Source organism: Methylobacillus pratensis, assembly GCF_054072455.1.
Genome location: NZ_JBSUSR010000001.1, coordinates 634,460 through 658,794 on the forward strand (window position 1 = coordinate 634,460; position 24,335 = coordinate 658,794).

Consider the following 24,335-nt stretch of genomic DNA (forward strand, 5'->3'; position numbering starts at 1 on the left):
CATGGAAACCCTGACCCTGCCTGCCGCACGTCACGCCCACGGCACAGTCAAGCTGCCGGGCTCGAAAAGCATCTCCAACCGTACCCTGTTGCTTGCAGCGCTGGCGCAAGGCAATACCGAGATTCACGAGCTGCTCGCATCTGACGATACGCAACGCATGCTCGAAGCCCTGCACACGCTCGGCGTCAAACTGGAGCAGACCGGCACTCATCAATGGCAGGTGGAGGGAACAGGAGGACAATTCCCGGTCAAGCAGGCCAAATTGTTCCTCGGCAATGCCGGCACCGCCTTCCGCCCATTGACGGCGGCCCTGGCCTTGTCGCAAGGGGACTACGAACTGTCGGGCATCGCGCGCATGCACGAGCGCCCGATCGGCGACCTGGTGGATACGCTCAATGCTGCTGGCGCCTCCATCGAGTATCTACAGAACCCCGGCTTCCCTCCCCTGCATATCCGCCCGGCACAGCTGGACACCAGCCAGGCGCTCCGCGTACGCGGCGACGTCTCCAGCCAATTCCTGACCGCCTTGTTGATGTCCTTGCCGCTCACGGGCCGTGCAGCCCGCATTGAAGTCGTCGGCGAATTGATTTCCAAGCCCTATATCGAGATCACGCTCAACCTCATGCACAGGTTCGGCATCGAAGTGCTGCGCGACGGCTGGAATGCATTCACCATCCCTGCCGGCAGCACCTACAAGAGCCCGGGCATTGTCCAGGTCGAGGGAGACGCCTCCTCCGCCTCCTACTTCCTGGCAGCGGGAGCGATCGGCCACGGTCCCGTCAAGGTGGAAGGCGTAGGCCGCAACAGCATCCAGGGCGACGTGCGCTTTATCGAGGCGCTTGAATTGATGGGGGCTACCGTCAGCACCGGGGACAACTGGATCGAGGTCCGTTCGACGCCCGGCAAGCTCAAGGCGCTAGACCTTGACTGCAACCACATACCGGATGCGGCGATGACGCTAGCCATCCTGGCATTGTTTGCCGACGGTCCGAGCACTTTACGCAATATCGCGAGCTGGCGCGTCAAGGAAACCGACCGCCTCACCGCCATGGCGACAGAGCTGCGCAAGGTGGGTGCGATTGTCGAGGAAGGCAGCGACTATCTCCGCATCACGCCTCCCGCAGAACTGGTTCCCGACGCACAAATCGACACCTATGACGATCACCGCATGGCCATGTGCTTCTCGCTGGTCGCCCTCGGCGGCGTGCCTATCGTGATCAACGACCCGAATTGCGTCGCCAAGACCTTCCCGGATTATTTCGAGCGCTTTGCCACCTTGCTGCAGGCGTAAAACAAATTGCTTTCGTATTTCCAATGACTGACATGCAAACCTCCGCCGTTCCCGTCATCGCCATCGACGGCCCATCCGCCTCGGGCAAGGGCACCGTTGCGCAGCGCGTGGCGCAAACCCTGGGCTATCACTACCTCGACTCGGGGGCCATTTACCGCATTGCCGCCCTTGCAGCACTCAGGCGCGGCATCAGCTGGCAGGATGAAGCCGCGCTGGCAGACATGGCTGCAGGCCTGGATATTCGCTTTTCTGCAGGAGAAATCTACCTGGACGGCGAAACCATCACCAAAGCGGTACGCACCGAACAAATCAGCCGCGGCGCCTCGGAAGTCGCCGTCCACCCGGCATTGCGCCGTGCTCTGCTCGACCTGCAGCAAAGCTTCCGCAAGGCGCCCGGCCTGGTCGCGGATGGACGCGACATGGCGACCGTGGTCTTCCCTGACGCCCAAACCAAGATATTCCTCACTGCCAGTGCCGAGGTCAGGGCCGAGAGACGCTATAAACAGTTGATAGAAAAAGGAATCCATGCTAATCTCGCGGAAATCTTGCAGGATTTGCAAACCCGTGATGCAAGGGACAGCCAAAGAGCCGTTGCACCATTGCAAAAAAGCGAGAACGCGAAGTTGCTGGAAACCAGCGACCTTAGCATAGACCAGGCGGTCGATGCGATACTGGATTACAGCCGCGCTGACACTGGAAATCAGGTTTTGTAGTAGTACGAGTGCCGTGAATCTCACCGGTTCATGGTTTTTTTAATTTGACCCGCTGCACGGCGGGATTATCTGGATATTTTTTTAATGGCTAACCTTTCAACCACAACCTCCTCCATGGAAAGCTTCGCAGCCCTGTTCGAGGAAAGCCTGGCTCGCCAGGAAATGCGCTCCGGTGAAGTGATCACCGCCGAAGTTGTCTCCGTCGATGACGACTTCGTTATTGTCAACGCCGGCCTGAAGTCGGAAAGCGTGATCCCCGCTTCCGAGTTCCGCAATGACCGCGGCGAACTCGAAGTGAATGCAGGCGACTTCGTCAAGGTCTGCATCGAATCCCTGGAAGATGGTTATGGTTCCACCAAGCTGTCGCGCGAAAAGGCCAAGCGCCTCGCTGCATGGCAAGACCTCGAAGAGGCAATGAACGAATCCCGCATCATCAAGGGCATGGTCAATGGCCGCGTCAAGGGTGGCCTGACCGTCATGGTCAACAGCATCCGCGCGTTCCTGCCAGGCTCCCTGGTTGACTTGCGCCCTGTCAAGGACACCACTCCTTTCGAAAACAAGGAATGGGACTTCAAGGTTATCAAGCTCGACCGCAAGCGTAACAACGTTGTGGTTTCCCGCCGCGCTGTGCTGGAAGAAACCATGGGCGCTGACCGCGAAGCACTGCTCGAATCCCTGAAGGAAGGCGCAGTGGTCAAGGGTATCGTCAAGAACATCACCGACTACGGTGCGTTCGTTGACCTGGGCGGTATCGACGGCCTGCTGCACATCACCGACCTGGCATGGCGCCGCGTCAAGCACCCATCCGAAGTGCTGACCGTAGGTGAAGAAGTTGAAGCCAAGATCCTCAAGTTCGACCAAGAGAAAAACCGCGTTTCCCTGGGCATCAAGCAACTGGGCGACGATCCATGGGTTGCCCTGGGCCGCCGCTACCCAGTCGGCACACGCCTGTTCGGCAAGGTGACCAACCTGACCGACTACGGCGCATTCGTTGAAATCGAGCCAGGCATCGAAGGTCTGGTGCACGTTTCCGAAATGGACTGGACAAACAAGAACGTTCACCCTGCCAAGATCGCTCAACTCGGCGACGAAGTAGAAGTGATGATCCTGGAAATCGACGAAGACCGTCGTCGTCTGTCCCTGGGCATGAAGCAATGCCAGGCCAACCCATGGGATGACTTTGCTGCTTCCCACAAGAAGGGTGACAAGGTCAGCGGCCAGATCAAGTCCATCACCGACTTCGGCGTATTCATCGGTCTGCCTGGCGGTATCGACGGCCTGGTGCACTTGTCCGACCTGTCCTGGAACCAGCCTGGCGAAGAAGCGATCCGCAACTTCAAGAAGGGTGACGAACTCGAAGCCGTCGTACTCAGCATCGACGTTGAGAAGGAACGTATCTCCCTGGGCGTCAAGCAGCTCGACAGCGACCCGTTCAGCGCCTACACCGCACTGAATGACAAGGGCGCCATCGTCAAGGGCACCGTCAAGTCTCTCGAAGCCAAGGGTGCCGTGATTGCCCTGGACAACGAAGTTGAAGGTTACCTGCGTGCTTCCGAAGTTTCCCGTGACAAGGTAGACGACATTTCTACCGTGCTCAAGGAAGGCGAAGAAATCGAAGCCCGCATCACCAACATCGACCGCAAGAACCGCTCCATCGCCCTGTCCATCAAGGCGAAGGATCTTGCCGATGAAGCTGATGCATTGCAGAAGTTCAGCAATGATGCCGGTTCCGCTGGCACCACCAACCTTGGTGCATTGCTGAAAGCCAAGCTCGACGGCAAAAACAACGAGTAAGGTCATAGCGTCATGACCAAATCGGAGTTGATTGCCAACCTGGCTGCGCGCTTTCCGCAACTGGTCGTCAAGGATGCAGAACTTTCCGTCAAGGCAATCCTTGACTCCATGACGGATAATCTCGCTTCTGGTGAACGCATTGAAATCCGTGGTTTCGGTAGCTTCAGCCTGAACTACCGCCCGCCACGGCTGGGACGCAATCCCAAGACTGGCGAAAAGGTGCAGGTACCCGAGAAACACGTACCTCACTTCAAGGCCGGCAAGGAGTTGCGTGAGCGTGTAGACGGCAACAGCAATTAAGCACGCAGACTGCTGTGCTAGGAAAAGCGGTAGCATCAATGATGCTACCGCTTTTTTATTTTTTTACATCAAATCCTGCACGCCTTGACGATGCTTGGGTAAAATCGGGGCATGCGCACCTTATATACGATACTTGGCGTCTTGCTGTTCATCCTGCTGCTTGGATTTGCCTTCAAGAACGCAGAACCCGTCGAGCTTGCCTATTACCTGGGCTACTCTTGGAAAGCGCCGCTCTCCCTCATGCTTCTGATCACATTCTTCAGCGGCATCATTGCCGGCGTCATTGCCTGCCTGGGATCACTGATCAGCCAGCGCCGCAAGCTGCTGGCACTGGAAAAAGAAATCAAGAACCTGAAGATGAACAAATAACAAGCGTATGACTTGTGATGCCATCCCTCGCTGAATGCCTGTCATGTTGACCACAGGCCTGGAAACCAATCATGGAATTTGAATACTGGTGGCTACTCGCCCTTCCCCTCTTCTTCACGCTCGGCTGGCTGGCCGCACGCGTGGACATCAACCAATTGCTGACCGAGTCCACCGCCTTGCCGGCAGCTTATTTCAAGGGCTTGAACTTCCTCATTAGCGACCAGCACGACAAGGCGATCGAAGCCTTCATCGAGGCGGTGCAAGCCAATGCCGACTCCATGGAGCTGCATTTCGCACTGGGCAGCCTGTTCCGCCGCCGCGGCGAAGTCGACCGCGCCATCCACCTGCACCTCAACCTGCTGGAGCGCAAGGAACTGCCGGACCAGCAGAAGCAGGCGGTCATGGCCGAGCTCGCGCAGGACTACCTCAAAGCCGGCCTGTTCGACCGCGCGGAAGAATTGTTCACCTCGTTGCACGACAGCCGCTACAAGCAAACCGCATTGCGCGCCCTGTTGGAAATCTATATCCGCGAGCGCGAATGGCACCATGCCATCAAGAGCGCGATAGAACTTGAACGCCTGTCCGGCATCTCCTTCCGCAAGGAAGTCGCGCAATTTCACTGTGAAATCGCGATGAAGGCCATCCTCGAGCATGATGTCCATAGCGCGCGCCATGAGTTGGAGACGGCGATTGAAGCCGACAAGCGCTGCGTCCGCGCCAATATCATGCTGGGCGACCTCGAGGCCGGCGCCGGCAACCATAAACAGGCCATCTCCTTCTGGAAGCGCGTTGAGTTCCAGCGTCCCGAATATCTCGGGCTCGTCGCTCCCAAGCTGCTCAACAGCTACAAGGCCTTGAACAATCTGGACGAGGGCATCGCCCTGCTCAAGGGTTATTTGCAGACCTACAAGCTTCCGGCCATCCTCAACCTGGTCTATGAAACCACCTTGAGCGAAGAAGGCGCAGCCAGCGCCGAAGAGCTCGCCAGGGAGGAACTGCGCCGCAAGCCCAGCCTGCAAACCCTGGATCAATTCCTGCGGGCGCAATCGCTTCTGGAAGGGGCAAACCAGCAAGATGCGTTGCTGATGCAGCAGACCGTGCGTTACGCGATTGGCAACCGCAGCGCGCACTACTGCGACCAATGCGGCTTCCGCGCGCGCAACTTCCATTGGCAATGTCCGGCATGCAATGCCTGGGAATCCCTCTCACCCGAAACCAAAGAATCCGCCGTATGACCGACCCCAAGATTATCGTCGCCCTTGACTACGCCGATGCTGCAAGCGCCCTCGGGCTGGCCCGGCAACTCGACCCCGCCCTGTGCCGGGTCAAAGTAGGCAAGGAGCTGTTCACGACTGCCGGCCCGCAACTGGTGGAAGAGCTGGTCAAGCGCGGCTTTGGCGTGTTCCTCGACCTCAAGTTCCACGATATTCCCAACACGGTTGCCAAAGCTTGCGAAGCGGCAAGCAAACTCGGCGTATGGATGCTCAACGTGCATGCTTCAGGCGGCAGTCAGATGATGCAGGCAGCACGCGAGGGCGTTGCCCGCAGCGGCCACTCTCCTTTGTTGATTGCAGTCACGGTATTGACCAGCATGAACCAGGAAGGACTGGCAGAGCTGGGAATTAATACCCCGGTCGAGCAGCATGTGCTGCGCCTGGCAACCCTGACGCAGCAGGCAGGCCTGGATGGCGTGGTCTGCTCCGCCCAGGAAGCGCCTGTGCTGCGCCGGGCATTGGGCAATGACTTCTGCCTGGTGACGCCCGGCATCCGCCCTGCCGATGCAGCCCTCGACGACCAGTCCCGCGTAGTCACTCCTGCCGATGCACTGGCACTGGGTTCCAATTACCTGGTGATAGGCCGCCCCATCACCAAGGCTGCCGATCCGCTAGCTGCCTTGCACCACATTCAGGACTCAATCCTGGAAAAATAAGGAAAAGCGCTTACAGAAAAACTATACATTCCTCCAATAGCTCATGCCCAGCATGAGGCATATGATGGTTTTTCCCTGGAACAACAGGGTCTTACCAACATTTTAGAGGAGAGCATCATGAAATCTTTGTTGTTTGCAGTCCTGATCTTGTTTGGGTTGACGTTCAATGCCATGGCTGCGGTTGACCTCAATACCGCCTCTGCGGTGGAACTGGAATCGGTAAAAGGCATCGGCCCGGCAAAAGCCCAGGCGATTGTCGATTACCGTAAGGCTAACGGCAATTTCAAGTCGGTTGACGACTTGGGCAACGTGAAAGGGTTTGGCAAGAAGAGCGTAGACAACCTGCGCGGTGAACTTTCCGTCGGCAAAACGCCCAAGGCGGAAAAAGCGACAACGGCGAAAAACGACAAGAAATAAGCGCCGCATTAAAAAACAAAAGCCCCTTCATAGGGGCTTTTATTTTACCTGGCAATCTATTTATTTAACGCGCATGCCTGGTTGGGCACCGCTATCCGGCGAGAGGATAAATGGTCCGCCTCGCTCATCGCTCGCAGCGAGCACCATGCCTTCCGACAGGCCGAACTTCATCTTGCGTGGGGCAAGGTTCGCCACCATCACGGTCAGGCGCCCCTTCAGGCTTTCAGGATCGTAGGCGGACTTGATGCCCGCAAAGACCTGGCGCGGCTTTTCCTCGCCAATGTCCAGGCTCAGCTTGAGCAGCTTTTCAGCGCCCTCCACATGCTCGGCATTGACAATGCGCGCAATACGCAAATCCACTTTGGTGAAATCGTCGATCGAGATGTAAGCATCTTCCGCTGTCGCTTCCGACACTGCCTGCTTTTGTGCCGGTACCGCAGTAGCCTGGGTTTGCAGCGATTCCTTGTTCGCTTCGACCATGGCTTCCACATGCTTGGGGTCAATGCGGGTAATCAGGTGCTGATAGGCCTGTATCTGGTGGCCGGCCGGCAACGGGCGGTCAATATCGGCCCAGGTCAACGGATCGATATTGAGGAAGGTCTCGATAGCTTGCGCCAATCCCGGCAATACCGGCTTGAGGTACAAGGTGAGCAGGCGGAATATTTCCAGGGCGACAGAACAGACTTCATGCAGCGCTGCCGTTTGCTCGGGCTGCTTCGCCAACTCCCATGGCGCGTGTTCCGCCACATAGGCATTGGCCTTGTCCGCCAATGCCATGATGTCGCGCAGCGCGCGTGCGGTATCGCGGTTGTCGAAACTGTCGCGTATGCTCTCCGCAGCGGCGCGCAATTCCGCAATCACCTCGTTCTCGCCCACGGCACCCAGCTTGCTGTCGAAGCGTTTGGCAATGAATCCGGCAGTACGGCTAGCAATATTGATGTACTTGCCCACCAGGTCGCTGTTCACGCGCGCGACGAAATCCTCCAGGTTGAGGTCGATATCCTCCATGGTGCCATTGAGCTTGGCCGCATAGTAGTAACGCAGATACTCGGGATTCTTCACGTGGTCGAGATAGCTGCGCGCCGTGATGAAGGTGCCTCGCGACTTGGACATTTTCTCGCCGTTCACAGTCAGGAAGCCGTGGGCGAATATCCGCGTGGGCTGGCGGTAGCCGGAGAATTTCAATGTAGCAGGCCAGAACAGGGCATGAAAATACAGGATATCCTTGCCGATGAAGTGGTATAGCTCGGCCTGGCTGTCCTGCTTCCAGTACTCGTCGAAATCCAGCCCTTCGCGCGTTGCCAAGTTCTTGAAACTCGCCATGTAGCCGATAGGCGCGTCCAGCCAGACATAGAAATATTTGCCCGGCGCATCGGGAATCTCGAAACCGAAGTACGGCGCATCGCGGGAGATATCCCAGTCCGACAGGCCCGAGGCAAACCACTCCCCCATCTTGTTGGCGGCTTCCGGCTGCAGGGTGCCGGAGCGCGTCCATTGCTTGAGGAAATCCTCGCACTCGCTCAGCTTGAAGAAATAATGCTCGGTTTCCTTGCGCACCGGCGTTGCGCCCGACACAGCGGAATAAGGCGCGATTAATTCGGTCGGGCTATACGTCGTACCGCAGGATTCGCAGGAATCGCCATACTGGTCCTTGGCATGGCACTTGGGACATTCGCCCTTGATGAAGCGGTCGGGCAGGAACATGTTCTTGACCGGGTCGTAATACTGCTCGATCGTGCGCGTGGCGATCTTGTCGTTCGCCTTGAGCTCGCGGTAGATCCGGCCGGACAACTCGCGGTTTTCCTCGGAGTTGGTGGAATAATAGTTATCAAACGCCACCAGGAAATCGCTGAAGTCAGCATAGTGCTCGCTGTGCACGCGCCCGATCAGCTCTTCCGGCGAGATGCCTTCCTTTTCCGCACGCAACATGATGGGCGTGCCATGGGTGTCGTCGGCGCAGACGTAATGCACGGTATGCCCCTGCATCTTCTGGAAACGCACCCAGACATCGCTCTGGACATACTCCACCATGTGGCCAAGGTGAATACTGCCATTGGCATAGGGCAAAGCAGAGGTCACCAGTAATTTGCGTGACGCGGTGTTAGCAGGCGTGTTTCCGGACATGATCATCAATCACAAGCGACAAAAGAGAATCTCGCATTCTAGCAAACTGACACGGTTTCACATAAGCAATCCGCATACGCTAGAATGTCCCATCCAACGAATCTGCAGGAAAACCACATGCCGCTTACCGAATCCCAGGTGCAGGATGCCCTTCGCGCCGTGATTGACCCCAACACCGGCAAAGACTTTGTCAGCAGCAAGTCTGCTCGCCAGATTGCCATTACCGGCAGCCATGTCTCGGTCGATATCGTGCTCGATTACCCGGCACACAGCATCCTGGGAGAGATCAGGGACTTGGTGACGCAGGCAGTGAAATCATTACCCGACGTGGATAACGTCACGGTGGGCGTCACCAGCCGTATTGTCTCGCACAAGGTGCAACGCGGTGTACAGCTCATCCCCAACGTCAAGAACATCATCGCCGTCGCATCGGGCAAGGGCGGCGTCGGCAAATCCACCACGGCAGTCAACCTGGCCCTGGCCCTGGCCGCGGAAGGCGCACGCGTCGGCATACTCGATGCCGATATTTACGGCCCATCCCAGCCGCAAATGCTGGGCATCTCGGGCAAGCCGGAAAGCGCCGACGGCAAAAGCATGGAGCCGCTAGAGCACTATGGCGTGCAGGCCATGTCCATTGGCTTCCTGGTCGATGTCGACACGCCCATGGTCTGGCGCGGCCCGATGGTCGTGGGCGCATTGGAGCAATTGCTGCGCGACACGCGCTGGAAGGACCTGGACTACCTGGTGGTCGACCTGCCCCCGGGCACAGGGGACATCCAGCTCACCCTGGCGCAGAAAGTACCGGTCACCGGCGCCATCATCGTCACCACCCCGCAGGACATTGCGCTGCTGGATGCCCGCAAGGGGCTCAAAATGTTCGAGAAGGTCGGCATTCCCATCCTCGGCATTGTCGAGAACATGAGCACGCATATCTGTTCGCAATGCGGGCATGAAGAGCACATATTCGGCGCCGGAGGCGCGGCCAGGATGTGCGCCGACTACGATACGGAACTATTGGGCAGCCTGCCGTTGGACATCCGCATCCGCGAAGAGACTGACGGCGGCAAGCCGACTGTCGTCACCGATCCGTCAGGCCAGCTTGCCGGCATCTACAAATCGATTGCCCGCCGGGCCGCGGTCAAGCTGGCAAACCTCAGCCAGGATTACAGCAGCAAGTTCCCCAATATCGTGATCCAGAAAACCTGAGGCAGAGATTTCAGCTCCCCGAAATCATCAAGGCCCTCACCGGGCCTTGATGGATTGATATGTCAGTTTTATAAAGTCACGCCAAAGATATAGACGTCCACGCCGTTCTTGGGCTTGATCAGGCTGGCCGGGATAGGCTCGCCGCGGCGCCAGTTGTCGACGGCTTCCTGCTTGCCCGCGCCGGTGACGAAGAAGATGACTTCCCGTGCCTGGCTCAGGCGCGCGGCGCTGATGGAAACCCGCTCTGGCGGCAGCTTCGGCGCGTCGAACACCGGCACTGCGGACTGCGCGTCGTCCCAGCCATGGCCGGGGAACAGGCTGGCGGTATGGCCGTCTTCACCCAAGCCCAGCAACACGAGATCGAAGTCGCCCACGGCTGCCAAGGTTTGGTTGTAGGCCTGTGCCGCTTCCACCGGGCCGCGCTCCGCTGGAATGTCGTGAATCTGGGATGAGGGAATCGCCACATGCTTGAGCCAGGCTTCATGCGCCATCAGGCTGTTGCGCTCCTCATGCTCAGGCGGCAGGCAACGGTCATCGCCGTAGAATACATGCCATTTGCTCCAGTCGGTGTCGATCCTGGGCAGCAACTGGTAGATGCTCTTGGGGGTGCTGCCGCCGGCGAGCACGATGCTGAACTTGCCATGGCCGGCGATCGCATTGCGCGCAGCCTCTTCGATATGCTCGACGGCACTGCTGTATAGCGCCTCCTGCGCGCTGTACACCTGCCATCGGCTCACCTGATTGTTAATCACCAGGGACTGTGTTGTATTTTGCATGATATAAAACCTTCACGTTATAATTACCGAGCTCTATCTTGAGAATTTTAACATTATCAACCCAGGCCCATCTCATCTAAAACGGTCTTGCCCAAAAGGAAGCGCCTCAAAGTGACGATGGCATGATCCTCATCAAGGAAAAAATTCAATGAAACTTGCAATCATCGGTCTAGGAAAAATGGGTGGCAACATGGCACGCCGCCTCCTGAAACACGGCATTGAAGTCGTCGGCTTCGACTTCAATCAGGACGCAGTCAACCAGATTTCCCTGACCCACGGCATGATTCCCGCCACCTCCGTCGCAGATGCAGTATCCAAGCTATCGGGCGAAGCCAAGAAAATCGTCTGGATCATGCTGCCTAGCGGCGAGATCACCGAAAACCAGATCAAGGACCTCGTGCCACTGCTGGGCAAGGGCGACATCATTGTCGATGGCGGCAACTCAAACTACAAGCACAGCCAACGCCGTGGCGCATGGCTGGCCGAGCATGGCATTGATTTCATTGACTGTGGGACTTCCGGTGGCATCTGGGGCCTGGAGAACGGCTACTGCCTGATGTACGGCGGCACCAAGGAAGCGGCAGACACCATTGAGCCAATTGCCAAGGCGCTGACCCACGAAGACCGTGGCTGGGCTCATGTCGGTCCGGTTGGCTCCGGCCACTTCACCAAGATGATCCACAACGGCATCGAGTACGGCATGATGCAGGCTTTTGCCGAAGGCCTGGACCTGCTCAAGGGCAAGGAAGAGTTCAACCTCGACCTCGCCCAGATCACCGAACTCTGGCGCCATGGCTCCGTCGTCCGCAGCTGGCTGCTCGACCTGACCGCCGAAGCATTGGCGCATGACCAGGAACTCTCCACGATCGCCCCGTACGTCGCAGACTCCGGCGAAGGCCGCTGGACCGTGGTGGAAGCCGTGGATCAAGGCGTGGCGGCTCCAGTGTTGACCGTGGCATTGCAAGCGCGTTTCAGAAGCCAGGATTCCAAAGGCTATAGCTACAAGCTGCTGTCCCTGATGCGTAACGCGTTTGGCGGCCACGCAGTCAAGACCAAGTAATGTGCCCAGGCCATGCCCAGGCATGGCCTTTTATGATATCCATCCTATTTAGAGAATACTGAATGAAAGTCATAGACCCCTGTACCCTTGTCCTGTTTGGTGCGAGCGGCAACCTCTCCCGCATCAAGCTCATGCCTGGCTTGTTCCGTCTTGACCAGGCAGGCCGCTTGCCGGAAAAAATGGCCATCCTTTCTGTCGGACGGGGCCAGGTTGCCCGCGAAGCCTGGTTGGCCGACATCAAGGGCATGCTGGATGCCAAGTTCCCCAAGGGCTATGACCAGGCAGTGTTCAAGCGCTTCATCGAGCGCCATCACTACCATGCCAATCCGCCTGATGATCCGACTGCGTTCACGCGCCTGAAGGAAACCTTGTCGAACGAAGCCGTGTTCCCGCAGAACCTGGCTTATTTCCTCTCCGTGCGCCCTTCCGACTTCGCGACCATCGTCGACCAGTTGGCCGGCGTCGGATTGACCCAGGAAGACAAATACTGGCGCCGCGTCGTGGTGGAGAAACCGTTCGGCACCGATTTGAAGACCGCGCAGGAACTGCAATCCTCGATCACCAAGCACCTCAAGGAAAGCCAGATCTACCGCATCGACCATTATCTCGGCAAATCCGCCTTGCAGAACATCATGCTGCAACGCTTTGCCAATACCATCCTCGAGCCCTTGTGGAACAAGGACTACATCGACCACGTGCAGATCACCAATACCGAACAGCTCGGCGTCGGCGAGCGCACCCAGTTCTACGATGCCACGGGTGCTTTGCGCGACATGATCCAGAGCCACGTGCTGCAAACCCTGGCGCTGACCGCCATGGAACAGCCCGCCTCCCTGAGCCCGGATGATATCCGCGCCGAGAAGATCAAGGTACTGGAAGCCATCCGCCCGATTCCGGTCGCCGAACTGGAAAAGAACGCGTTCCGCGCGCAATACTCCGCAGGCAAGGTCAAGGGTGAAAAAGTGCCCGGCTACCTGGAAGAGCTCGGCGACAGCAGCAGCGTGGTCGAAACCTACGCCGCGCTCAAGCTGTTCATCGACAATCCGCGCTGGAAAGGCGTGCCGTTCTATATCCGCACAGCCAAGCGCCTGCACGAGGCCGACACCCGCATCGCCATCCGCTTCAAGAAAGCGCCACTTCAACTGGGCAATGGACAGGACCAGAACTGGCTCATCATCGGCATCCAGCCGCGCGAATGCATCAAGCTGGAAATCCAGTCCAAGATTCCCGGCCTGGATATCGCCACTCGCACGATCGAGCTCGACGGTGCAAACCGCCAGGAAGGCGATGAAACCATTGACGCCTACGAGGCCCTGCTGCTGAACCTGATGGAAGGCGACAACTCGCTCTACCTGCATATCAGCGAAGTGGAAGCCCAGTGGCGCCTGGTCGACCCGGTCATCGAGGCCTGGGCCAAGGACCGCCAGCCCGTGCATCAATACCCAGCCGGCAGCAGCGATCCAGAAGCCTCCAAGGTGATTTTCGAGCACGAAGACCAGTTCTGGCGCTACAGCATCCAGCTGGGCGGCGACAAGCATTAAGCCTTTTTTGAATTTTTGACAACCTGATCAAAGCGTCGTGATCCGGATAGCTGGCGAGAAAAGCTGGTTATCCGTACACTTCGCTTTTTTGTCTTTCTAACGGAAGCACATCAATGAGCATCAAATCCGACAAGTGGATACGCCGCATGGCAGAACAGCACGGCATGATCGAGCCCTTCGAGCCCACTCTGATCCGCCAGGTGAACGGCGAGAAAATCGTCTCCTACGGCACCTCGAGCTATGGCTACGATATCCGTTGCGCCAACGAATTCAAGGTCTTCACCAATATCAACAGCACTATTGTCGACCCCAAGAATTTCGATCCAAATTCATTTGTCGAATTCAAGAACGATTTCTGCATTATCCCGCCTAACTCGTTTGCCTTGGCGCGTACGGTCGAGTATTTCCGCATTCCGCGCAGCGTGCTCACCGTCTGCCTGGGCAAATCCACTTACGCGCGTTGCGGCATCATCGTCAACGTCACCCCGTTCGAACCGGAATGGGAAGGTTATGTAACGCTGGAATTCAGCAATACCACCCCGCTGCCGGCCAAGATCTATGCTGGCGAGGGTTGCGCCCAGGTGCTGTTCTTCGAGTCCGACGAGGAGTGCGAGACCTCTTACAAGGACAGAGGCGGCAAATACCAGGGCCAAGTGGGAGTCACCCTGCCAAAAATCTGACCGCAACACATGGCTCGCGGTCATATTAATCGCGAATGATTGTGCTATATTGCGCTTTTTTAATGAGGGGTCTGTTGCCAGGTTGTCCGTGAACAGCCTGGTAACAGACCCTGTATGCCTTTAGGAGGCTTCATGAAATTCCGTTTCCCCGTCGTCATCATTGACGAGGACTTCCGCTCAGAAAACTCTTCCGGCCTGGGCATCCGCGTGCTGGCCAAGGCCATCGAGGATGAAGGTTTCGAGGTGCTGGGCGTCACCAGCTACGGCGACCTGACTTCGTTCGCCCAGCAGCAAAGCCGCGCCTCCGCCTTCATCCTGTCGATAGATGACGAGGAATTCATCGAGGAGTCGCCGGAAGCGCTGGAAAACCTGCGTAATTTCGTGGACGAAATCCGCTTCCGTAACGAGGAAATCCCCATCTTCCTGCACGGCGAAACCCGCACCTCGCGCCATATTCCCAACGAAATCCTGCGCGAACTGAATGGTTTCATCCATATGTTCGAGGATACCCCTGAATTCGTCGCACGCTATATCGTGCGTGAAGCGCGCACCTACCTGGACAGCCTGCCACCGCCCTTCTTCCGCGCGCTCACCCATTACGCAGCCGACGGCTCGTATTCATGGCACTGCCCCGGGCACTCAGGCGGCGTCGCCTTCCTCAAGTCGCCGGTCGGCCAGATGTTCCACCAGTTCTTCGGCGAGAACATGCTGCGCGCCGACGTCTGCAATGCAGTCGACGAACTGGGACAACTGCTCGATCACACCGGACCGGTAGCGGCTTCCGAGCGCAATGCGGCACGCATCTTCAATTGCGACCATCTCTACTTCGTCACCAACGGCACTTCCACCTCCAACAAGATCGTCTGGAATTCCACCGTGGCGCCGGGCGACGTCGTGATCGTGGACCGCAACTGCCATAAGTCGGTATTGCACTCCATCATCATGACCGGCGCGATCCCGATCTTCCTGATGCCGACCCGCAACCATTTCGGCATCATCGGCCCGATTCCGAAAGAAGAGTTTTCCTGGGAGAACATCCAGAAAAAGCTGGAGGCAAACCCGTTCATCGGCGACAAGACAGTCAAGCCGCGCGTGCTGACCATCACTCAATCCACCTACGACGGCGTGCTTTACAACGTCGAGGAAATCAAGGAAATGCTCGATGGCAAGATCGACACGCTGCATTTCGACGAAGCCTGGCTGCCGCACGCCACTTTCCATGACTTCTACGGCGATTATCACGCCATCGGCGCCGACCGTCCGCGCTGCAAGGAATCCATGGTGTTTTCCACCCAGTCCACCCACAAATTGCTCGCCGGCCTGAGCCAGGCATCGCAAATTCTGGTGCAGGACGCGCAGGACATACAACTGGACCGCGACCTCTTCAACGAGGCTTATCTTATGCACACGTCGACCAGCCCGCAATACTCAATCATTGCCAGCTGCGATGTCGCCGCGGCCATGATGGAAGCGCCGGGCGGCACCGCCCTGGTGGAGGAGTCCATCATGGAAGCCCTGGATTTCCGCCGCGCCATGCGCAAGGTGGACGAGGAATGGGGCAGCGACTGGTGGTTCAAGGTCTGGGGCCCGGACGACCTCTCCGAGGAAGGCATAGAGGAGCGCGCCGCCTGGATGCTGAAGGCCGGCGAACGCTGGCACGGCTTCGGCAATCTGGCCGAAGGCTTCAACATGCTCGACCCGATCAAAGCCACCATCATCACTCCGGGGTTGGATGTCGACGGCGCATTCTCCGACGAGATCGGCATCCCCGCCGCCATCGTCACCAAGTACCTGGCCGAGCATGGCGTGATTGTGGAGAAAACCGGCCTCTACTCCTTCTTCATCATGTTCACCATCGGCATCACCAAGGGCCGCTGGAACACCATGGTGACGGCCTTGCAGCAGTTCAAGGACGATTACGACAAGAACCAGCCTCTCTGGAAGGTGCTGCCTGAATTCGTCGCCAAGCATCCACGCTACGAGCGGATCGGCCTGCGCGACTTGTGCACGCAGATCCACGAAATATACAAGGCCAATGACGTGGCGCGCCTGACCACGGAAATGTATTTGTCCAACATGGTGCCGGCCATGAAACCTACCGATGCGTTCGCCAAGGTAGCCCACCGCAAGATCGACCGCGTCCTGATCGACGAACTGGAAGGCCGCATCACCGCAGTGTTGCTGACGCCCTACCCGCCCGGCATTCCGTTGCTGATTCCCGGCGAACGCTTCAACAAGGTCATCATCAACTACCTACGTTTCGCGCGCGACTTCAACGAGCGCTTCCCGGGCTTCGAGACCGACGTACACGGACTGGTGAAGGAAGTCGTGGATGGCAAGGCGCGCTATTTTGTGGATTGCGTTGCCAATTAAGGCTTAAGTTGAATCTGCGGGACAATCCTGCAGTTCAACCCAGCTGTTTACAAGCTCGCTATTGCTTGCGTTCGTAGGTCAGGTAGCGGAACGGCAGGCCCTTGGTGCTGACCGCTGCCTCGCTTGACACTTCCCGCCAGTCTTGCAAATCGAACTCCGGCAGGAAGGCATCGCCCGCAAACTCGGCGTCAATCTCAGTGATGTAGAGGCGGTCGGCCAGCTTTAATCCCGTTTGATATAACTCCGCCCCGCCGATCAGGAATGCCTCGTCGTCATTCGCAGCCAGGTCAATCGCCTGTTCCAGGCTATTGGCAATCACGGCGCCTGGCACCTGGTAATCCTGGTTGCGCGTCACAATGACGGTGGTGCGGTCCGGCAGCAAGCGATTGAGCGACTCGTAAGTCTTGCGGCCCATGATGATATGATGCCCCGTGGTCAAGGCGCGGAAACGCTTGAGGTCTTCCGGCAGGTGCCAGGGCAAGGTGTTGTTCAGGCCGATGACACGGTTCCGCGCCACGGCGACGATAAGGGATAGATTAGCCATGGCATGATTATACTTGGAGTTGCTTGCCAAGGTTTTGTAGGACAATCACCGTATGCCCGTTCCAAATGAGATAGTTTAAGATTAAGGCCGGTTTCCTCTTCCATCATTCAAGCATCGCTAACGATAAAGAAACGGAACACAAGTTTTGCAGATTGCCTATCCAAAATCTTTTCTCAAACTGCTCTTGATCGGCTTCGCGCTTGCCATGCTGCCGCTGCTGTTTGCGTTTGGCAACGCCGCCCTCTACCTAGACCGCCTCGCCACCCAGAGCCGCGATGCAGTGACCCAGGCGGTTCAGGCCACGCGGGCAAGCCGTGCCCTCGTCGAACAGATCACGTTCATGGAGCGCAGCGCACGGCAGTATTTCGTGCTCGAAGATGAACTGCTGCTGGAAAACTATGAAAAGGCGCATGAGAAATTCGTCGATTCATGGCAGGACCTGGACCAGCTGCCGATGACTAGCAAGCAGAAACTTGCCCTGGTCAAGCTCTCCGCCGAAGAGCAATCGATTTTCCAAAGCGTCGTGCAACACTCCAGTGAATCCCCGCCTGTCGAAGAGATCGTCGGCCGTTTTGCCGACCTGACGGCGCAAGCCCAGGAGATATTGGATGAGAATAACCGGCAGATAGACCGGGAGTCCGCCATCCTCGCCGAGACTGCCGAGCGCACCCAGCAAATCATGCTCTGGCAGACGCTCACCCTGATCCCGGTCGCATTGCTGGTTGCCCTCATGATCACCTTCCTGGTGGCACAGCCGATCCGGCGCATGGATGCCGCCATCCGCAAGCTGGGCGAGGGCGACTATACCGAGCCTATCAGCATCGACGGTCCCGGCGACCTGCGCAATCTGGGCGAGCGCCTGGACTGGCTGCGCGCGCAATTGAACGAGCTCGACCAGCAAAAGCAGCGTTTCCTGCGCAATGTCTCCCACGAACTGAAAACCCCGCTCACCGCGATCCGGGAAGGCAGCGAACTGCTCAGCGACGAAGTCGGCGGCCCCCTTACGCCGCAGCAACAAGAAATTGCCGGGATCCTGCGCGAAAGCAGCTTGCGGCTGCAAAAAATGATAGAAAACCTGCTGAGCTACACCGCCGTGCAATTCCACGCACCCCAGCTCAAGCTGGAACCGGTTGCCCTGACCAAGCTCGCGGAGGAAATCCTGGGCGATTACTCCCTGACCATCAGCAGCAAGAATATCGATATCCAACGGGACTTCTTCCCTACCGAAATCGAGGGAGACCGCGAGAAAATTCATTCCGTGCTGGACAACCTGGTTTCCAATGCCATCAAATACACATCGTCATCAAGCAGCATCCGCATCAGCATCACCCAGCAGTCCGACCAGGCCATCATCGAAGTGCATGACGGCGGACCGGGCGTGATGTCGGCCGACAAGGCCAAGCTGTTTGACCCGTTCTACCGCGGCGACAGCGTCTATGAAAGCCTGGTCAGCGGCAGCGGCCTCGGGCTTTCGATTGCCAAGGAATACGTGGATGCGCATGGCGGTGAAATCATTTTATTACCTTCAGAACGCGGCGCCCACTTCCGCGTCTCCCTCCCCTTGAAAGCTGCGACCAAATGAATACGAAATACCTGCTCCCGATTGCAATGACAGGCTTGCTGCTCAATGCATGCGCCCACCAGCCCAAGCCAACTGCCGCGCCTGAAAGCCAGGAAGCACAGCCAAGCCAGTCCGCGCAGCCTGCCGCCCACAAGGAGCACCCACCCCACACAGCGCCGAGCTTGCTGGAATTCGTCAGCAATTTCTCAGAACTGCCATTGGAATCCCAGAAAAAGGAACTGGCAGAAGCCCTGCAGAAAATCAGTAGCAACAATAACGACTTACATCAGAAAACCCGGGTCGCGATCATCTACGCGGTCCCCACCAGCAAGCTGCGCGATCCGCTCAAGGCACAACCCTTGCTTGATGAGTTAGCGCGCGAAAAACGGCTGAGCAAGGAAGAAGGCGCCATTGTGTCCATCCTCCGCGAAAATGCGGCAGAAACCGCCAAGCTCAACCAGCGCCTGCGCGAGGAACTGCGTCGCGCGGAAGAAAACCAGCAAAAGGCCAATGGCTTGCAGCAAAAGCTGGACGAACTAAAGAAAATTGAGAGGACCATGATGCAGAAATCGCTGAAAGATCCGAACCGGAGCAGTAGTAAATGATTGAGGCAGCAAAGAAAATCCTTACCGTTGACGATGATCCCGACATCCTCAAGCTCATGGGCATGCGGCTGCAGGCAGCCGGCTACCAAGTCATCACCGCAACCAACGCAGAAGAAGCACTGTCGCAAATTGCCATCAGCCGGCCTAGCCTCGTCATCACCGACCTGCGCATGCCGGGCATGGACGGCTTGGCCTTGTTCGATGTCATCCATCAATCCGACCCCGCCCTACCGGTAATCATGGTCACGGCCCACGGTTCGATTCCCGAGGCTGTCGACGCCACGCAACGCGGCGTATTCGGCTTCCTCACCAAGCCGTTCGACAGCAAGTCGTTGCTGCAGCAGGTAGAGGCTGCATTGCGCATCGGTACAGGCTCGCTGCAGCACAATGCACAGGATGCCGACAACGAATGGCGCAAGAGCATCATCACGCGCAGCCCGCAAATGGAAAACCTGCTCGGGCAAGCCAAACTCATGGCGATTTCCGACGCCAGCGTGTTTATCCAGGGGGAAAGCGGCACCGGCAAGGAGCTGCTTGCGCGCGCCATCCACCAGGCCAGTCCGCGCCGGGACAAGCCTTTCGTCGCCATCAATTGCGGCGCCATTCCTGAAGCCTTGCTGGAGTCGGAACTGTTCGGCCATAGCAAAGGGGCTTTCACCGGCGCCCTCCGCGATCATAAGGGGCTGTTCCAGACTGCCGACGGCGGCACCCTGTTTCTCGATGAAATCGGCGACATGCCGCTCCCCTTGCAGGTAAAACTGCTCCGCGCCCTCCAGGAACGCGCCATCCGGCCCGTGGGTTCGAGCAACAGCATCAACATCGATGTGCGGGTGATTTCTGCGACCCACCGCAACCTTGCCGAGGAAATGAAGTCGGGAAGGTTCCGCGAGGATCTGTATTACCGCATCAACGTCGTCGGCCTCGAAATCCCTGCCCTGGCTGCGCGTCGCGAGGATATTTCGCTGTTGGCCAACAACTTCCTCAACGAGCTGACCAGCAAATACCGCAAAAAACTCAATGGCTTCGCCCCCGAAGCCCTGGAGCTGCTGATTGCTGCACCCTGGCCGGGTAATGTCCGCCAATTGCAGAACATCGTCGAACAGACGGTGGTGCTCTGTACCACACCGCTGATCCCGGCAACCCTGGTGCAAAAAGCGCTGCAAGAGGACATCGGCGGTATTGTACCGTTCGAGGTCGCACGCAAGAACTTTGAGCGCGACTACCTGGTCAAGCTGCTCAAGGCCACCAATGGCGGCGTTACGCAGGCAGCGCGCCTGGCCCAACGCAACCGTACCGAGTTCTATAAATTGCTGCAACGCCATCAACTCACGCCCGCGTTGTTCAAGAACGACAATACCGCCAATTGATGTCTCTTTCAGGAGACGTGATTATCCTTTTATTTTCAATTGGTTAATCAAACCATTAGGATTTTGTCTCACTTTTGAGACAAAATCCTAATGGGAAAATACTCTCAAAAAAAACATATCCGATTGATTATTAAAGATTTAATAGAGTTGGCACACTCTTCGCTATATATTCATCAAATATTTCGGCTGCATACGCAAAGCAAAACCAATAGTCGGAGATGTAAGAATATGGGATCCAATATTAAGAAAACGCACCCTATGGTTCTGGTCGCTGCAACGGCCATGACAATATTCAGCCTGGTTGGCAGCGCCGCGATTACCGGCCTGATTCCTGTAGCGCATACCTATCGTCCCGACTTGGCGCAGGAATTGATCACGGACCCTAACGCGGCCATGGTGATCAGCAATACGCTCAACCAGGGAATGGATAATGCCCGCGATAGCGAGCAATCTCGCTCCACTTGCAGTGATTGCGGCACTATCGTGTCGATCCGTTCTTTCGAGAACAATATGACAGACAGTTACAAGATGAATGAAAAAGTTGCTGGCGCAACTTATCTCATCAAGGTCAAGATGGGTGATGGTCACTTCCATACCATTACCCAGTACAGTACGCCGCGCTACTCCGTGGGAGACAATGTCAAGCTCAAGAGTGGTCGGTTAGTAAGTGCATAGCATGTATTGAATCTCCAAGCTCCTCATAGCAGGCCTTTATCCTCCCCGAGAAGGTCTGCTTTTTTTCTTCAAAAAATAAAGCCCTGCAAATGCAGGGCTTTATTTTTGTCTTGGCTTAAATTATCAAGCCGTCGTATTCACGTTCTGTCCCAGGTGCGCTGGCAAATTGGCAGCGGGAGGTGTAGGCAATGCCTCCAGCAAAGCCAAGGCATTGGCCGAGGTGATATCCAAGGCCTTTTTCAATACTGTCGTCCCGACTTCCTGCTGCAAGCGCGTAGCCGCAAGGTCGGTGGCAACACTGGCAATTGCATTGACATCCATTATGGGGTTCCCATCACAACAACGATATATTGATTAACGGCAAACCTGGCTACAAGTTAAGGCTTGTCGCCGATTTTCTGGGCTTTCCACCACGACAGGCAAAAAAAACGCCCCCGAAGGAGCGTTGTCGACTGTCCGTCCAGTCAAAAAACCATTATTCCTTGCCGATCTGGTAGAACTCTTGATGAGACTCTACGATCTTGCCGGTAGTTGCATCTACTTCGACCTTGAATTCTTTGCCATCCTTGGTCTTGATATCGAACTCGTAGGAGGCTGCGCCGTTCTCTTCGATTTCGTACTCAACCTCGATAATTTCGCCAGGATGTGCTGCCAGCGCTGTCTTGCGCGCGTCAGCCTCGCTTACCTTTTGCTTGGCCTTGAACAGGGGATGGTCTGCAGAATCGACTTCCTGCTCCACTTCCACAATCCTGCCGGTGTTAGCATCGCATTCTACATCCCAAGCGGTGTTATCGCTAGACTCGATATCAAATTCATAGACTGGCGTCTTGCCTTCCAGCTTGTATTCCACCTTGACGACGGTGCCTGGCTTGGTCTTGAGCGCGGCTTCCAGGCAGGTTTCCAGGCTTACCTTGCCTTTAGGAAAGTGGTGGTCAGCAAATGCCAGGCTGCTGGTTACAGCCAAGGCCAATGCGCTAATAGCAACGGCGGTTTTTCCCATTATTCATCTCCATTTAATCATTGTCTGATGCCGCGATTATAAATGAAGAACTTACATTTTGGGAAATTCTCCCTAAATATTTGGGATTAAATCACGTATTGTTTTCCCTGCTTTGCTTGCAAGGGCGATTTCCGTCATCTGCGCCGCATCCATCGGATGGCTGAACAAGTAGCCTTGCACCAGGTCGCTGCCCTGCTCCAGCAGGAATTGCAGTTGCGCCTTGGTCTCCACGCCTTCCGCCACCACTTCGAGTTTCAGGCTGTGCGCCATCTGGATGGTGGCAGTCGTAATCGCGACATCATCGGGATCGTATGGGATGTCACGGATGAAGCTGCGGTCGATCTTGAGGCGGCTGACCGGGAAGCGCTTGAGATACGCCATGGACGAATAGCCCGTGCCGAAATCGTCGATCGCGAGATGCATGCCCATGGCTTTCAGGTCTACCAGGCGGGTAGTCGTCGCTTCCGCATCTTCCATCAATACGGTCTCGGTAATTTCCAGTTCCAGCAAACTGCTATCCATGCCAGTTTGCTCAATGATCTTGGTCACGGCCTGCACCAGGCTCTCCTGGCGGAACTGGCGGCCCGAGAGGTTGACGCTCATGCGCAATGCCACCCCCATCTGCTTCCACTGCATGGCCTGCTTGCATGCCTCGCGCAAGGCCCACTCGCCGATGCGCACGATCAAGCCGGTCTCTTCGGCAATCGGAATAAAGCTGTTGGGATACAGCATGCCGCGTTGCGGATGATGCCAGCGTATCAATGCTTCCACGCCTGCCAGCTTGCGGTCGGGCAGGCTGTACTGCGGCTGATAGTAGAGCTCGAATTGCTTTTCCTCCAGCGCAACGCGCATTTCGGTCTCGAGGATCAAGCGTGTCGAGCTTTTATGATGCATTTCTGCCGAGAACATCTGGAAGTTATTCTTGCCGCGGCTCTTGGCGTAATACATGGCGGCATCGGCATCACGCAGCAAATGGGCGGCGTCATCGCCATCGTAGGGATAGATGCTCGCCCCGATGCTGACGCCGATATAAAAATTGCGGTCATTCAATACGATAGGCTGCGACAACGCCCGGATGAAACGGTTGGCGACGGCTTCCACATTCTCGACATCAGCCGGCTGGTTGAGGATCATGGCGAATTCGTCGCCGCCCACGCGGTAAACCGGGTCTTTTTTTCCGGCGGCGGACACCAGGCGTTGCGCAACCAGGTGCAATAACTTGTCGCCGACATCGTGGCCAAGGGTATCGTTGATGACCTTGAAATCATCCAGGTCGAACACAAGTAATGCCAATACGCCATAACGATGCCGCGCTTCCTCCAGCAACGCATGAAAACGCCGATTGAAGGCATAACGGTTAGGCAGGTCGGTCACCGTATCGTAATTGGCAAGGAAGCCGGCGCGCTCTTCGGCCTTGAGCATCGCGCGCTGCAAGCGGCTCAACAGCAATGCTGCGGCAAACAGGGTGAGCAGCATCACCGTCACGGTGGTGCCGATGTACCAAAGCAGCTGGCGGTAAAGCCCCTTCAGATTGGATCGCATGTACAGCACGCCAACCTGCATGCCGTCATACAGCACGGGCTGCCATATTTCGCTCTTCTGCAGGTCAGACTGGCGCCGGGCCTGGGCCACCACAATCACATCGAACGATCGCGACAGGCTGCCAGGCCGCACATATTCAGCAAAGCGGTTCTGCTGCATGTCATATAGCATTGCGGTATCTATTTCCGGCGCCTCCGCCAAACTGGCAAGCACTTCAGAAGCCACCTCCCGCTCGCCCCGCACCAATGCCTGGGCGATATTGCCCGCCATGATACGCATCTGGACCTGCATGGTGACGGCCATATTGTGCCGGAGCGACGCATACTCCATGCTGATCAGTGTCACGGTAGCAATCAACAGCGCCAGGCCTACCGCCAGGATATGCGCCATGCGCAGCCTGGAGGGCGCGAATGCCGGCACGGATTGGTGATGTGCGGGATTATCCATGGAGCACGATGGCCGCGGAT

At 57.0% G+C, this 24,335-nt stretch carries 23 protein-coding genes; 17 read left to right on the forward strand and 6 right to left on the reverse strand.

Going from position 1 to position 24,335, the window contains the following annotated elements; all coding sequences use genetic code 11:
- Position 1 precedes the first annotated feature (1 nt).
- The 8 genes from aroA to ACW4YW_RS02905 all read left to right on the forward strand — a co-directional run bounded on the left by aroA (position 2) and on the right by ACW4YW_RS02905 (position 6,814).
- Positions 2-1,291: a 3-phosphoshikimate 1-carboxyvinyltransferase gene (gene aroA / locus ACW4YW_RS02870; protein WP_457136174.1), complete on the forward strand. Its 1,290-nt coding sequence runs from the start codon at positions 2-4 to the stop codon at positions 1,289-1,291.
- Positions 1,292-1,314: 23 nt separating this feature from the next.
- On the forward strand, positions 1,315-2,004 hold the full coding sequence (gene cmk / locus ACW4YW_RS02875; RefSeq protein ID WP_457136175.1) for a (d)CMP kinase: 690 nt from the start codon (positions 1,315-1,317) through the stop codon (positions 2,002-2,004).
- Between the two features lie 84 nt (positions 2,005-2,088).
- On the forward strand, positions 2,089-3,798 hold the full coding sequence (rpsA, locus tag ACW4YW_RS02880) for a 30S ribosomal protein S1 (RefSeq protein WP_407994224.1): 1,710 nt from the start codon (positions 2,089-2,091) through the stop codon (positions 3,796-3,798).
- 12 nt (positions 3,799-3,810) lie between these two features.
- The gene (locus tag ACW4YW_RS02885) at positions 3,811-4,098 is read left to right on the forward strand and encodes an integration host factor subunit beta (RefSeq protein ID WP_407994225.1); all 288 of its coding nucleotides are present in this window, start codon (positions 3,811-3,813) and stop codon (positions 4,096-4,098) included.
- Between the two features lie 111 nt (positions 4,099-4,209).
- Positions 4,210-4,467, forward strand: a complete 258-nt coding sequence (locus ACW4YW_RS02890; RefSeq protein WP_457136176.1) for a LapA family protein — start codon at positions 4,210-4,212, stop codon at positions 4,465-4,467.
- 71 nt (positions 4,468-4,538) lie between these two features.
- A complete protein-coding gene (gene lapB / locus ACW4YW_RS02895) occupies positions 4,539-5,702 on the forward strand; it encodes a lipopolysaccharide assembly protein LapB (protein ID WP_457136177.1) in 1,164 nt (387 codons plus the stop codon).
- Positions 5,699-6,397: an orotidine-5'-phosphate decarboxylase gene (gene pyrF, locus ACW4YW_RS02900; RefSeq protein WP_457136178.1), complete on the forward strand. Its 699-nt coding sequence runs from the start codon at positions 5,699-5,701 to the stop codon at positions 6,395-6,397. Before lapB ends, pyrF begins: the two co-directional genes overlap by 4 nt.
- A gap of 117 nt (positions 6,398-6,514) precedes the next feature.
- Positions 6,515-6,814: a ComEA family DNA-binding protein gene (locus ACW4YW_RS02905; protein WP_309564861.1), complete on the forward strand. Its 300-nt coding sequence runs from the start codon at positions 6,515-6,517 to the stop codon at positions 6,812-6,814.
- A gap of 60 nt (positions 6,815-6,874) precedes the next feature.
- On the opposite strand, the gene metG is transcribed toward ACW4YW_RS02905, so the two are convergent.
- Positions 6,875-8,944: a methionine--tRNA ligase gene (gene metG, locus ACW4YW_RS02910; protein WP_457136179.1), complete on the reverse strand. Its 2,070-nt coding sequence runs from the start codon at positions 8,942-8,944 to the stop codon at positions 6,875-6,877.
- A gap of 111 nt (positions 8,945-9,055) precedes the next feature.
- Here metG and apbC point away from each other — a divergent pair, with 111 nt between their 5' ends.
- Positions 9,056-10,144, forward strand: a complete 1,089-nt coding sequence (apbC, locus tag ACW4YW_RS02915) for an iron-sulfur cluster carrier protein ApbC (RefSeq protein WP_457136180.1) — start codon at positions 9,056-9,058, stop codon at positions 10,142-10,144.
- A gap of 68 nt (positions 10,145-10,212) precedes the next feature.
- Here apbC and pgl read toward each other — a convergent pair whose 3' ends face one another.
- Entirely contained in the window at positions 10,213-10,920 is a 708-nt protein-coding gene (gene pgl, locus ACW4YW_RS02920; protein ID WP_457136181.1) for a 6-phosphogluconolactonase, read from the reverse strand.
- A gap of 148 nt (positions 10,921-11,068) precedes the next feature.
- Between pgl and gnd the strand changes: the two genes are divergently transcribed.
- From gnd to ACW4YW_RS02940, 4 genes are all read left to right on the forward strand, one after another.
- The gene (gene gnd, locus ACW4YW_RS02925; RefSeq protein ID WP_457136182.1) at positions 11,069-11,980 is read left to right on the forward strand and encodes a phosphogluconate dehydrogenase (NAD(+)-dependent, decarboxylating); all 912 of its coding nucleotides are present in this window, start codon (positions 11,069-11,071) and stop codon (positions 11,978-11,980) included.
- 62 nt (positions 11,981-12,042) lie between these two features.
- Positions 12,043-13,521 (forward strand): glucose-6-phosphate dehydrogenase, encoded by a 1,479-nt coding sequence (zwf, locus tag ACW4YW_RS02930; protein WP_457136183.1) that lies wholly within the window; start codon positions 12,043-12,045, stop codon positions 13,519-13,521.
- Between the two features lie 113 nt (positions 13,522-13,634).
- Positions 13,635-14,201, forward strand: coding sequence for a dCTP deaminase (dcd, locus tag ACW4YW_RS02935; RefSeq protein WP_457136184.1), 567 nt, complete (start codon positions 13,635-13,637; stop codon positions 14,199-14,201).
- A 132-nt stretch (positions 14,202-14,333) separates the two neighbouring features.
- Positions 14,334-16,574 (forward strand): Orn/Lys/Arg family decarboxylase, encoded by a 2,241-nt coding sequence (locus tag ACW4YW_RS02940; protein WP_457136185.1) that lies wholly within the window; start codon positions 14,334-14,336, stop codon positions 16,572-16,574.
- 58 nt (positions 16,575-16,632) lie between these two features.
- Here the strand turns inward: ACW4YW_RS02940 and ACW4YW_RS02945 are convergent, their stop codons facing one another.
- Positions 16,633-17,118, reverse strand: a complete 486-nt coding sequence (locus ACW4YW_RS02945; RefSeq protein WP_457136186.1) for a dihydrofolate reductase — start codon at positions 17,116-17,118, stop codon at positions 16,633-16,635.
- Between the two features lie 145 nt (positions 17,119-17,263).
- Between ACW4YW_RS02945 and ACW4YW_RS02950 the strand changes: the two genes are divergently transcribed.
- The 4 genes from ACW4YW_RS02950 to ACW4YW_RS02965 all read left to right on the forward strand — a co-directional run bounded on the left by ACW4YW_RS02950 (position 17,264) and on the right by ACW4YW_RS02965 (position 21,326).
- Positions 17,264-18,700, forward strand: a complete 1,437-nt coding sequence (locus ACW4YW_RS02950; RefSeq protein ID WP_457136187.1) for an ATP-binding protein — start codon at positions 17,264-17,266, stop codon at positions 18,698-18,700.
- A complete protein-coding gene (locus ACW4YW_RS02955) occupies positions 18,697-19,284 on the forward strand; it encodes a hypothetical protein (protein ID WP_457136188.1) in 588 nt (195 codons plus the stop codon). Before ACW4YW_RS02950 ends, ACW4YW_RS02955 begins: the two co-directional genes overlap by 4 nt.
- Complete coding sequence (locus ACW4YW_RS02960) at positions 19,281-20,651, forward strand: sigma 54-interacting transcriptional regulator (protein WP_457136189.1); 1,371 nt, start codon at positions 19,281-19,283, stop codon at positions 20,649-20,651. The genes ACW4YW_RS02955 and ACW4YW_RS02960 overlap by 4 nt, the downstream gene beginning before the upstream one ends.
- A gap of 282 nt (positions 20,652-20,933) precedes the next feature.
- On the forward strand, positions 20,934-21,326 hold the full coding sequence (locus ACW4YW_RS02965; protein WP_457136190.1) for a hypothetical protein: 393 nt from the start codon (positions 20,934-20,936) through the stop codon (positions 21,324-21,326).
- 123 nt (positions 21,327-21,449) lie between these two features.
- Here ACW4YW_RS02965 and ACW4YW_RS02970 read toward each other — a convergent pair whose 3' ends face one another.
- From ACW4YW_RS02970 to ACW4YW_RS02980, 3 genes are all read right to left on the reverse strand, one after another.
- Complete coding sequence (locus ACW4YW_RS02970; protein ID WP_457136191.1) at positions 21,450-21,647, reverse strand: YjfB family protein; 198 nt, start codon at positions 21,645-21,647, stop codon at positions 21,450-21,452.
- A gap of 154 nt (positions 21,648-21,801) precedes the next feature.
- Positions 21,802-22,326 carry a PepSY domain-containing protein gene (locus ACW4YW_RS02975; RefSeq protein ID WP_457136192.1) on the reverse strand — a complete coding sequence of 175 codons (525 nt, stop codon included), beginning with the start codon at positions 22,324-22,326 and terminating at the stop codon, positions 21,802-21,804.
- A gap of 72 nt (positions 22,327-22,398) precedes the next feature.
- Positions 22,399-24,315 (reverse strand): putative bifunctional diguanylate cyclase/phosphodiesterase, encoded by a 1,917-nt coding sequence (locus ACW4YW_RS02980; protein ID WP_457136193.1) that lies wholly within the window; start codon positions 24,313-24,315, stop codon positions 22,399-22,401.
- Between the last annotated feature and the right edge of the window lie 20 nt (positions 24,316-24,335).

What these genes read in the sequence shown, in the direction of transcription:
- aroA (WP_457136174.1), top strand. Translation starts at nt 2, where the DNA reads ATGGAAACCCTGACCCTGCCTGCCGCACGTCACGCCCACGGCACAGTC.
- cmk (WP_457136175.1), top strand. Translation starts at nt 1,315, where the DNA reads ATGACTGACATGCAAACCTCCGCCGTTCCCGTCATCGCCATCGACGGC.
- rpsA (WP_407994224.1), top strand. Translation starts at nt 2,089, where the DNA reads ATGGCTAACCTTTCAACCACAACCTCCTCCATGGAAAGCTTCGCAGCC.
- ACW4YW_RS02885 (WP_407994225.1), top strand. Translation starts at nt 3,811, where the DNA reads ATGACCAAATCGGAGTTGATTGCCAACCTGGCTGCGCGCTTTCCGCAA.
- ACW4YW_RS02890 (WP_457136176.1), top strand. Translation starts at nt 4,210, where the DNA reads ATGCGCACCTTATATACGATACTTGGCGTCTTGCTGTTCATCCTGCTG.
- lapB (WP_457136177.1), top strand. Translation starts at nt 4,539, where the DNA reads ATGGAATTTGAATACTGGTGGCTACTCGCCCTTCCCCTCTTCTTCACG.
- pyrF (WP_457136178.1), top strand. Translation starts at nt 5,699, where the DNA reads ATGACCGACCCCAAGATTATCGTCGCCCTTGACTACGCCGATGCTGCA.
- ACW4YW_RS02905 (WP_309564861.1), top strand. Translation starts at nt 6,515, where the DNA reads ATGAAATCTTTGTTGTTTGCAGTCCTGATCTTGTTTGGGTTGACGTTC.
- metG (WP_457136179.1), bottom strand. Translation starts at nt 8,944, where the DNA reads ATGATCATGTCCGGAAACACGCCTGCTAACACCGCGTCACGCAAATTA.
- apbC (WP_457136180.1), top strand. Translation starts at nt 9,056, where the DNA reads ATGCCGCTTACCGAATCCCAGGTGCAGGATGCCCTTCGCGCCGTGATT.
- pgl (WP_457136181.1), bottom strand. Translation starts at nt 10,920, where the DNA reads ATGCAAAATACAACACAGTCCCTGGTGATTAACAATCAGGTGAGCCGA.
- gnd (WP_457136182.1), top strand. Translation starts at nt 11,069, where the DNA reads ATGAAACTTGCAATCATCGGTCTAGGAAAAATGGGTGGCAACATGGCA.
- zwf (WP_457136183.1), top strand. Translation starts at nt 12,043, where the DNA reads ATGAAAGTCATAGACCCCTGTACCCTTGTCCTGTTTGGTGCGAGCGGC.
- dcd (WP_457136184.1), top strand. Translation starts at nt 13,635, where the DNA reads ATGAGCATCAAATCCGACAAGTGGATACGCCGCATGGCAGAACAGCAC.
- ACW4YW_RS02940 (WP_457136185.1), top strand. Translation starts at nt 14,334, where the DNA reads ATGAAATTCCGTTTCCCCGTCGTCATCATTGACGAGGACTTCCGCTCA.
- ACW4YW_RS02945 (WP_457136186.1), bottom strand. Translation starts at nt 17,118, where the DNA reads ATGGCTAATCTATCCCTTATCGTCGCCGTGGCGCGGAACCGTGTCATC.
- ACW4YW_RS02955 (WP_457136188.1), top strand. Translation starts at nt 18,697, where the DNA reads ATGAATACGAAATACCTGCTCCCGATTGCAATGACAGGCTTGCTGCTC.
- ACW4YW_RS02960 (WP_457136189.1), top strand. Translation starts at nt 19,281, where the DNA reads ATGATTGAGGCAGCAAAGAAAATCCTTACCGTTGACGATGATCCCGAC.
- ACW4YW_RS02965 (WP_457136190.1), top strand. Translation starts at nt 20,934, where the DNA reads ATGACAATATTCAGCCTGGTTGGCAGCGCCGCGATTACCGGCCTGATT.
- ACW4YW_RS02970 (WP_457136191.1), bottom strand. Translation starts at nt 21,647, where the DNA reads ATGGATGTCAATGCAATTGCCAGTGTTGCCACCGACCTTGCGGCTACG.
- ACW4YW_RS02975 (WP_457136192.1), bottom strand. Translation starts at nt 22,326, where the DNA reads ATGGGAAAAACCGCCGTTGCTATTAGCGCATTGGCCTTGGCTGTAACC.
- ACW4YW_RS02980 (WP_457136193.1), bottom strand. Translation starts at nt 24,315, where the DNA reads ATGGATAATCCCGCACATCACCAATCCGTGCCGGCATTCGCGCCCTCC.